General features: G+C 41.6%; 5 protein-coding genes and 2 pseudogenes. 4 read left to right on the forward strand and 3 right to left on the reverse strand.

Annotated elements, in window-relative coordinates:
• Positions 1–276: 276 nt before the first annotated feature.
• Positions 277–1,458: pseudogene (locus DRI82_RS23140) on the forward strand (tyrosine-type recombinase/integrase).
• A 329-nt stretch (positions 1,459–1,787) separates the two neighbouring features.
• Positions 1,788–3,026, forward strand: a pseudogene (locus tag DRI82_RS23145) (IS110 family RNA-guided transposase).
• A gap of 133 nt (positions 3,027–3,159) precedes the next feature.
• Here DRI82_RS23145 and DRI82_RS23980 read toward each other — a convergent pair.
• Complete coding sequence (locus DRI82_RS23980; RefSeq protein ID WP_157968134.1) at positions 3,160–4,077, reverse strand: hypothetical protein; 918 nt, start codon at positions 4,075–4,077, stop codon at positions 3,160–3,162.
• A gap of 374 nt (positions 4,078–4,451) precedes the next feature.
• Here DRI82_RS23980 and DRI82_RS23155 point away from each other — a divergent pair, with 374 nt between their 5' ends.
• Positions 4,452–5,318 (forward strand): hypothetical protein, encoded by an 867-nt coding sequence (locus DRI82_RS23155; RefSeq protein WP_245956916.1) that lies wholly within the window; start codon positions 4,452–4,454, stop codon positions 5,316–5,318.
• A gap of 581 nt (positions 5,319–5,899) precedes the next feature.
• Here the strand turns inward: DRI82_RS23155 and DRI82_RS23160 are convergent.
• Positions 5,900–6,625, reverse strand: coding sequence for a hypothetical protein (locus tag DRI82_RS23160; protein ID WP_114196248.1), 726 nt, complete (start codon positions 6,623–6,625; stop codon positions 5,900–5,902).
• A gap of 263 nt (positions 6,626–6,888) precedes the next feature.
• On the reverse strand, positions 6,889–7,833 hold the full coding sequence (locus tag DRI82_RS23165) for a GIY-YIG nuclease family protein (RefSeq protein WP_114196249.1): 945 nt from the start codon (positions 7,831–7,833) through the stop codon (positions 6,889–6,891).
• A gap of 525 nt (positions 7,834–8,358) precedes the next feature.
• Between DRI82_RS23165 and DRI82_RS23175 the strand changes: the two genes are divergently transcribed.
• Positions 8,359–9,390 (forward strand): IS1182 family transposase (locus DRI82_RS23175; protein WP_114196251.1); only part of this gene is annotated, 1,032 nt, incomplete at its 3' end.

Here is a 9,390-nt window from a genome sequence, read left to right on the forward strand (position 1 = left end):
ACGTTTGCAGTTGCCAGACCGCAAACTGTTTTAACAAATCAAAAGGGGTTTTTATAACTGGCTCAAAGCTGAAAGCTTTACGGAACCTCCAGCCTAGCTGGAGGTTTTCTGTGCACAATTAAAATCCACGCAGTTGCGTGGATTTTTGTTTTTATAGCGTCTCAGATAATCTTGTGAAAACGCAGTCAAAAATAAGTATGTAGATGCGTACAATCAGCTTTCATCATCATTTTAGGTGAGTGCAATAGCGGTATAAGAAATGTACAAGGAGACGTTATGCTCATTGACACCCAATGCCGCACTGCCAAGCCGAAAGAAAAGCTTTACCGACTCAATGATTTCAATGGCCTTTCCCTCGAAGTGAAACCTAACGGTAAAAAAGCATGGCGCTATCGGTTTAAGCTCAACGGCAAATCCAGCATGCTTGCGTTAGGTGAGTATCCAGTGGTGAAACTTGTCGAAGCGCGAGAAAAATGTGAGCAGGCACGTAAACAGGTCATGGAGGGAATAAACCCAGCACAAGCACGTCAGTTAGACAAAATCCGCAAGGTTAACGATGCATCCAACACTTTTGAGCTCATCGCTAAAGAGTGGTTGCAGATGAAGGACTGGGCGGAAATCACCAAAACACGCCGCCTTGATATGTTGGAACGCGTCGTCTTTCCCGCCATCGGCAAACTCCCCATCAGAGAGATCACCCCACATCACATTCTAAAAATACTTCAGGACACAGCCAAACGAGGCGCGCCAACCGTCGCAGCGGAAGCCAGACGCACTATCTCATCTGTTTTTGAGCTGGCTGTAGCTACTCTCAGGGCAGATAGCGATCCCGTTTGGCCTGTACGCAAGGCATTTCCAGCAAATAAAACTCAGCACAAGCAGGCATTAAATCAGCAGCAAATCGGGAAGCTATTAAACAGCTTTGATAACAGCCGTGGCACATACCAGGTTAACTATTGCATGTGGTTGATGTGGTGGACGCTGGCGCGCCCCGCAGAAGTAACAGAAGCTGAATGGTCGGAGTTCGACTTAGATAAAGCACTATGAACCATTCCGGCAGCGCGAATGAAAGCCCGCAGGGAACATATCATTCCCCTACCCGCTCAAGCCGTCAAAATGCTCAGAACGCTCCATGGATTAACCGGACATCGGCAGCACCTCTTTCTTGGTCGGGATAATCCACGAGGACCAATGACTTCACACTCTCTGCGTCAGCTTCTCAAAAGCCTTGGCTGGAGCGGGACGTATAGTCCGCATGCGACACGAACCACTGGCAGTACACGATTAAGCGAGATGGGATACCGACTCGATGCTATCGAAGCACAGCTCGCACATGCGGACACGAATAATGTTCGCCGCACTTATAACCATGCTACCTACCTTGACGAACGGAAAGTGATGATGCAGGAATGGGCAGATAGGCTTGATGTGTGGACTCTGGAAACAACTCAAACCTAAGCATCCATTTGATATATTGGTGTGTTTGAGGGGAAGCCTCTCAGACATACTTTTCTGGCGCATAGCCGCTTGGAGCGACGACCTTGGGCGGCTATGAGCGAGGTATAGTCATTCACAGCCTGAGAATTACACTTTGAAGTGATTCAGGGTATGCGCTTACTGGTTACGAATGTTGAGCGAGAATCATTTGATGATCGCCGCTTTTCTTTCGAACCAGTAGGTGCTCCACGTTCGCTAACGAATACTCAGGGCATGCACACAAACTGCTGGCTATATTTCTTTCGAAGAGCGTGGAATGCATACCAATCCCCGATGAAAAGGAGTTGGTGATGACTGCGATAAATCAGTTTGCTGCTCATGTTGGTTTGGACTGGGCGGATAAAAAGCACGATGTCTGTGTTCAGTTTAGAAATGGCGAACGTGTATTCCATGTGATCGAACATACACCAGAAGCACTTGATATCTGGCTCAACGAGTTACACAAACAGGTGAAAGGCAGGATAGCTATTGCCCTTGAGCTGAAAAAAGGTCCCGTGGTGTATGCTCTTCAGAAGTACCCATTTATCACCGTTTTTCCAGTACACGCTTTATCCCTGGCCCGCTATCGGCAGACCTTCTGGCCCAGTGGCGCTAAAGATGATCCACAGGATGCCGAGCTAGCTTTAGAGTTAATGCTACTCTATCCCCAAAAGATAAAAACCATTGAGCCTGACAATGCGGATATCCGGTTGCTCCAGCAGTTAGTTGAGCAACGTCGCCAGTTGGTCTAAGATAAACGACGCTTTGTGAACAGGCTAATTAACACGCTTAAGCAGTATTATCCTCAACCACTGGAATGGTTCTCACATCGGGACAGTTCGCTGTTCTGCGAGCTGATAATCCGCTGGCCCAGTCTGCAACAACTAAAACGCGCCCGGAGCGATACCGTTCGCCATTTCCTGAACGTCAAAGGCGGCACCGCTGTTGCACACACAGAGCAACGCCTGACCAGCATTGCTGACGCTATTCCCCTGACCACCGATAAAAGTGTCATCGAGGCCAATGCATTGATGGCAACAGCGCTGGCGATGCAAATCAAGGTCGTGGGTGAAATTATCCATACTTACAACGAACGAATCGAAACATTGTTCGATACCCTGCCTGATGCAGACCTGTTTAAATCACTTCCAAGCATGAGGCCCTGTATAGGCCCGCGCATGCTTGCCGCACTGGGGGATAACCGTAACCGCTTCAACAGTGCAGAAGAAATTCAGAACTACGCTGGTATAGCACCAGTAACCGAGCGAAGCGGGCAGAAATCCTGGATACACTGGCGGTGGCAATGTGCCAAGCTCGTTCGACAGACATTCGTGGAATGGACTGCGAAGACGGTTAACTCATCATACTGGGCCAAACTGTATTATCAGGGGCAGCGGGAAAAGGGAAAATCTCATCAATCCGCGATCCGGGCTCTGGCGTTCAAGTGGATAAGGATCATTTACTGCTGCTGGAAGGCCAGAACTCGCTATGACGAGGCAAAATACTTGTTGGCACTCAAAGAGCGAAACTCGCCCTTACTGAAGCCATAAAAAGCTTGTCGAAAGTCTCAGGGCGTGAAGCGGACATATCGACCTCACAATATGCAATTCTATCAGGTTACAATGTAAGCATTCATAACAGCCGTGTATTTTAACTAACGGGGAACAGGTCACGGAAACTGAATCATTGAGAATGACTCACGAGTTTAACAAAGTCGGCAAAGGCACAATTATCGTCAGAGGATAGGGAGACATTCAAAAAGGTTAAATCAGGTGTGCTGACCTCTTCGTCATTAGTTGTCGTATCGTTCAAGTTCACACTTAGGGAAGGCATTTTCCTTGCGTTTTCAATAATCGCTTCAATGAAATTTTTGTCGTTAGCTTGAACCATTCTAGATATATAGGTAACTTTAATATTATCTTCATCACCTTGCATCAAAAATGGGAAAATCATTCCATCTAAAGAGCCATAAGCAGCACACAGGCAAGAATAGTTCAATAGTTTCAACGAGTTTGGCCAAACTGCCTTTATTTCTAATATTGCTTTTTTCCTAACATCGGAACTCCAAACAGTTAAATAGCCTTCGACGATCCTTTCCCATATAGGTTCAGAACCTGGAAACGCATCTCCACGCCAATAGTTAACTGTATTCTCATGCCAACCTTCTCTTAGTCTGCCATCCAAACCAACTATATGAGATATCCAATTGGAATCTACCCTGGTAGATCTAGTTGCTGCCACACCTACATCAGATAAATATTGATCAGAAAAGTGCCCTCCCCAAGAGTTACAACTCCAAAATCTAGATATTGATTCGATTTCATCGAAAACAAAAAAACCTCTTAATCTTGATACGCAATCAGGAAATAAAGATTCTCTAACATTATCAATGGCTAATTCGCTGTAAAGCCTTGTGGGAGTGGTATTTGATAGCATTCCGGTAATAGCAACGGACAGGAAACTGTTACTATATTCATTGGATGGTAATTCTGAGGGAGAACAAAAAGATCCTCTTGCTAAATTCCAGGATACAGCAAGGTTGTGATAGTCAAGATATGTAAATGCTTCAAAATCTTCATACCCATAATTATTTGACGCCATTTATATCAGTTCTCCTAAAATTATACTATTTATTAACTTTCTGTTGTGTTCGCAGTGTCCGATTCTGGCACATCCCAGACGTCATTGTTTAGATGCAGGATTAACAAGCTCCCTGACCTCGTACCACTGCATATGTGAAGAAGTATATAAACTTTACTCTAGCAACTCATTAACTTTTAACGATTTTTTTCGAGTTATTTATCACTAAAACACACTAAACGAACCTTATAACCTATTGAATATTTACTCTATTTTTCAGTTTTGAGGAACACATCTTCGTATGAAACTTTGCAAGATTAAGGAATCTTCTTAACCTACTAATTATGTGATATATTTATTATATATTTTCACCTTTAAAAATTCATTAGGTTATTATGTCGGGACTTGAAAAATACTTACCAACTTTGAAACGGTTATCAAAATTAGATAAACTTACCGAAGAAGATATTCTAAATAAATTTAGGAAGCATCATAATAATGAACCAGTAATTTCTAAAAACGATCTTTGCTATGGTTCTTTTACAGTTAAAGTTGATGATTTAAATTTGTTACTTACGGAAAGACCGATATCATATCTAAACAAACATTGGGGACGATGCTCAAATATTCAAACACGTGCAAATTCGCTTGGTATTGCATTACCTCTATATATTGGAGAAGGTACTCTTTCTTCTGCAATCTATAAAATTGAAAACTGTGAATCACCACTTGAAAGCGCTAATAGATGGCTGTTTGAAAATTTTTCTTTAGAGATTGCAATTGCATATTTTAATAAATATTTCATTCAAAGCGAGACACTCAAAAATTATAAAACAATTATTTTTAAAGCTATAGAAGCTTTTTATTTAGGTTATGACCATATAGCTATAATGTCACTTTTTCCTGTGTTTGAAGGTGGATTAAGGAGCTTATTTGTAAAATTCGCTGATGGTGATAACACAAACACCAGTGCCGATAGATTTGAAAAAGAGATTAAAAAACTTACCCTTAAATGGGGAACACGTCAGATCCAAAACTTAGACTGGCATCCTGGAAAAGGTTATGACATTGAAACTGAAATAGATTTTTTCACACATTTAAATCCTCAATACGATGTAATTAATTCAACCAGATCTTTTTTTAAAAACGTTATATATAAACCGACTGGTGGGGTTAATGAAGGTAGTTTCAATAGGCATTTGACACTGCATTTGCTGAATCAGGATTTCAATGAGCCACTAACTTTGTTCGAATTTTCCTAGTCTTAACACACATAACCTTTGCAGAGAGCCTTCTGAATAATAATGTCCCTTTCTTCTGGGAAGGTGTAGAGGGAAATGATCTGCATATTGCTTCTTTCATTTCTAAAAGTGCTGATGTTATGTTTACTATGCGTAGAAAAGAAATTAAAAAACTTGGGTTAGATTTATACTGACACTGGTTCTTAGAGAGAAAGTTAAAATTATTTAAACATCAAAAGGAATTTTCCATATTAAAGTTTCAGCCGCCGTCATGTGGTGTTGGTAAACATATGGTTATATGGTCTTCAACCTATGTTTCACCTGAAGATCTAGGAACAGCCTATACAAGTGGGTTAAATCCAGCAGATGGAGTTGTCCAGTAACTTGCAGAAGCTTAGCAATATGAACGCTTAGTATATAGTATAGGCCGCATAAGCGACCTTTTCTCTTCCTTTTTATTGCTGATCAATTCCATTGGATTAAGACATCTTTATTTTAGCAATGTCAGCTTCTGTCACCAAGCCGCCTGCAGGACATGCGTCCAACGACTATGAGCGAGGAGTTGACGTTGATAGTCCAAACTCTGCCGGAAAGTAGCGTTATCAAAGCACTTCGGATTGTGATGCCAATCTTTGCTTCGCATGCAATTTTTTAGCTCTCAAAGCAGATATTTTATTCTCAACTGTCCATGATGCCATATTAATCTGTGACTTCTCAAACTGCGTAATATGGCTCCAATAATCGCGGTGATGAGCCTTGTTCGGCGACTTGATTATGTCTTCAAGTATGCAAGACAAACTTTGGAATGCCGCCTTTTTTTTATAGAGGTCTACCACCGATATCGCCTGGATTTTAGAAGTCAGTTCAGCATTGACCTTTGTGTTGTTCGTATTCAACGCCATAATCCATTGGCCGTGGGCGATTTTATTTCGTAGCAAACTTGGATCAAAAACATAAGCATCTATGAGTTCATTTATTTTTAATCTTGCATTGGGAACATGACCGCTATTTTTCCCTTGTACTTTTTTTAAGGAAAGTTCGACGCACTTCTTCCACGCTCCGACGATATTTTTCTTGCCCTTCAATTTAATTTGAGCAATGTCATTGATGCTTAGACCATTAGGAGTATGAATAACTTTAGAAAACACAGCTTCAGCGTAAGCGCAATAGACTTGAGCCAGTAACTTTGTATGTATCTCGGCTGACGAGGTGTCGCCACAAGAATATGCGGCGTTGATTGATTTGTTGATGTGCTTCCAAGCTTGCTCAAGTGCTCTTACATTTTTTGTTTGAGCAGCAAAGATGTTGTTCTTATCAGATTCTTGCATTAGTTAACCTCAAGGTAGGTAAAAAACACTCTGCGAATGCTCTTTACCTACCCGGAATTGAACCGGGATCCCGTTTAGAAAACGGTGTCTTGCCAAATTAGACGATAGGTCTAGTTTCATTCTCATCTCTGTGGGTAATTTTGTCAAGATTCGAACAGTACAGTGACCCGCTCCTGGTTTAAGGATAGCGTTGCATCGACCAGTTGAACTCACAGCCAAAAGCGGAAGTTGCTAGATTGGTTTATCTCAGTCGATATGCAACGTCACAACCATCTGACGCTCTCTCGCCACTTATGATTGGAAACTTTATCATTTTCGCTAATTTTTTTAGAAATAGAGCATGGTTCTCTTCCAAGGTAATCAGATATTTCTGTTGGGGACATATCAAAATCTACTAGCATGACTCTTAGTTTTTCCATTTCCTTTAAAGTCCAAGGTTTGCCATGGTTCTCATAAAGAGAAATCTTATGGTTTCTAATCGCTAGCCTTCTCTGAGTTTCTTTTTCCCTCTGAAAAATTTCACTTTCAAACTGTGAAAGGAACTCTTTACTAAAGTTGCTATCAATTTCTTTAGTGTGCAAACTGCTAAAAATAAGCTGGGATGCCAAGTCTACATCAGGGGAATCAATAATAAAAAATTTAATCTTTTCTAAATGGGGGTGTTCAATTTTACCCAAAATACTTAAGTGTTTAACATTAAAAAAACCCCTCAAATCAAAAGATTTAACGAGTTTTGATTGGATTACGCTTTCAATTTTAGTTGCATTTGAATAACAGTAATTGGCCATTGGAAGGGCCCACACTATCAGTTGAGGGATATATTTTTCAAATGCAATGCTCTCCCAGATGGCATCAAAAACCTGGCTTTTTGCTAATATATTCTTAGGTGAATCAAAACATAATGTAGTTGATGCCCATATTTTATAATCCTTTGCTAGGGATTGATAGTATTTTGTATGGTTGCGAATTCTGTAAGTTGACATATAACGATACGCGTCATCATTGTGACCTGCATTGTAAATTGTTCGGTTTCCTCTCAGATACCCTTCATAATGCTCATTTATCCTTCTCCCTACATTACAACTCACCCCAACATAAACAACGCGATTAAAAATCCCTTGATGAACAATAAGATAAACTCCGCTACAGCCAGACTTCCTAGCATCTGATATAGAACCTAAAAATCTCCATTCCATTTTAAAATCCATCTTTATGCTAAAGTATTTTATTTACCATTATTTGATTGCGATATCAATAAGTGAAGTTAAAGCTTAAGGGATTTTATAGCCTTACACAATTTCATTCACTATAGCCAGTGGTTACACAGAAAGAGTTTACAGATTAAGAATGGCTAGGAACCGTTCATTTTAGCCTGACGATAAAGAAGGGGTGTAGAAATTATGAAGAACTCTGTCTCAGAATAAATCCTGAAAGTACCAGTGCATAAACAGAATAACCGGGGCGACGCTGCTAAACCCCTAAACCTCATAAATGTGATCTTCGAAGGAGTTAACATAATCTCCGTTGATTAACACACAATAATGTTATTAGTGCACCTTAGGCATTAATAAATTTTGGACTTACGCTATTCGCTCAGGCTGTGTGAAAACCACTGATCACTTCTTGGTCTAAGTAATGGATTTATATGATCAACCATTCTTGATAAACCCATGCGGCGACCTGCCTTTTTTAATAAAATTAAAAGCATACGAATAAAAATTGCGGGTGCAGATATGACCCACCACATTAAGGGTCAAGGCAGACATCAAGTGACTTTGCTCCCTGAAGCGCTGGATGATTTTGTCACTGAAGATAACCCTGTCAGAGTGGTTGATATATTTGTAGATGGATTACAGCTTGATTCTCTTGGCTTCGAGAGAGTTAATGCAAAGCAGACCGGGCGGCCCGGATATCACCCCGCAACCATGCTGAAGCGGTACATTTATGGATACCTGAACCGCATTCAGTCCTCCCGCAGGTTAGAAAAAGAGGCCCATCGGAACGTTGAACTGATGTGGTTACTTGAGCGATTAACGCCTGACTTTAAAACCATTGCCGACTTCAGAAAAAATAACGGTAAAGGTATCAAGAATGCTTGCCGGGCCTTTATTGACCTGTGTCGGCAGATGCAAATGTTCACTGGTGTGGTTGTTGCCATCGACGGCAGCAAGTTCAAGGCGGTAAACAGCAAACCGAATAACTTCACACCCCAGAAAGCCAAAGATCATATTGAGCGGGTTGAGCAAAGCATCACTCATTATTTAAATAAGCTGGATGAAGCCGACAAGAATACGGAGCCTGATGCCAGCACAAAGTTAACAGCGACTAAACTGGCATGGCTGCAAAAGCGCTTACGGGAGCTTCAGAAAATCCAACAAGCAGTCGGGCAACAGCCAGACAAGCAACTGTCTTTAACTGACCCTGATTCCCGGTTGATGAAGACAAATAACATGAACCGGCAAGTTTGCTACAACGTGCAAACAGCTGTGGATACGAAGAACCATCTGATTGTTGCTCATGAAGTCACCAACACAACGGATCGGGGCCAACTTGGTTCTGTGGCAACACTGGCTCAGGAAGCCGTTGACCGAGTGGATATAACCGTACTTGCTGACAAAGGTTATTACAGCCATAGCGATATTAAAACAGTCCTGGATAGCGGAGCAGTGGCTTTGGTGCCAAAGGGTGACACCTCTGGTGCGGAACGCAAAGGTCTCTATAACCGCTCAATGTTCAGGTATGACCGGGAAAAGGATGTTTATGTG

The organism is Edaphovirga cremea, from assembly GCF_003332275.1.
In the GTDB taxonomy this organism is placed as follows: domain Bacteria; phylum Pseudomonadota; class Gammaproteobacteria; order Enterobacterales; family Enterobacteriaceae; genus Edaphovirga; species Edaphovirga cremea.

Bases quoted from the DNA above. Each gene is read 5' to 3' on its own strand.
- DRI82_RS23980 (WP_157968134.1), bottom strand. From the start codon at position 4,077: ATGGCGTCAAATAATTATGGGTATGAAGATTTTGAAGCATTTACATAT.
- DRI82_RS23155 (WP_245956916.1), top strand. From the start codon at position 4,452: ATGTCGGGACTTGAAAAATACTTACCAACTTTGAAACGGTTATCAAAA.
- DRI82_RS23160 (WP_114196248.1), bottom strand. From the start codon at position 6,625: ATGCAAGAATCTGATAAGAACAACATCTTTGCTGCTCAAACAAAAAAT.
- DRI82_RS23165 (WP_114196249.1), bottom strand. From the start codon at position 7,833: ATGGATTTTAAAATGGAATGGAGATTTTTAGGTTCTATATCAGATGCT.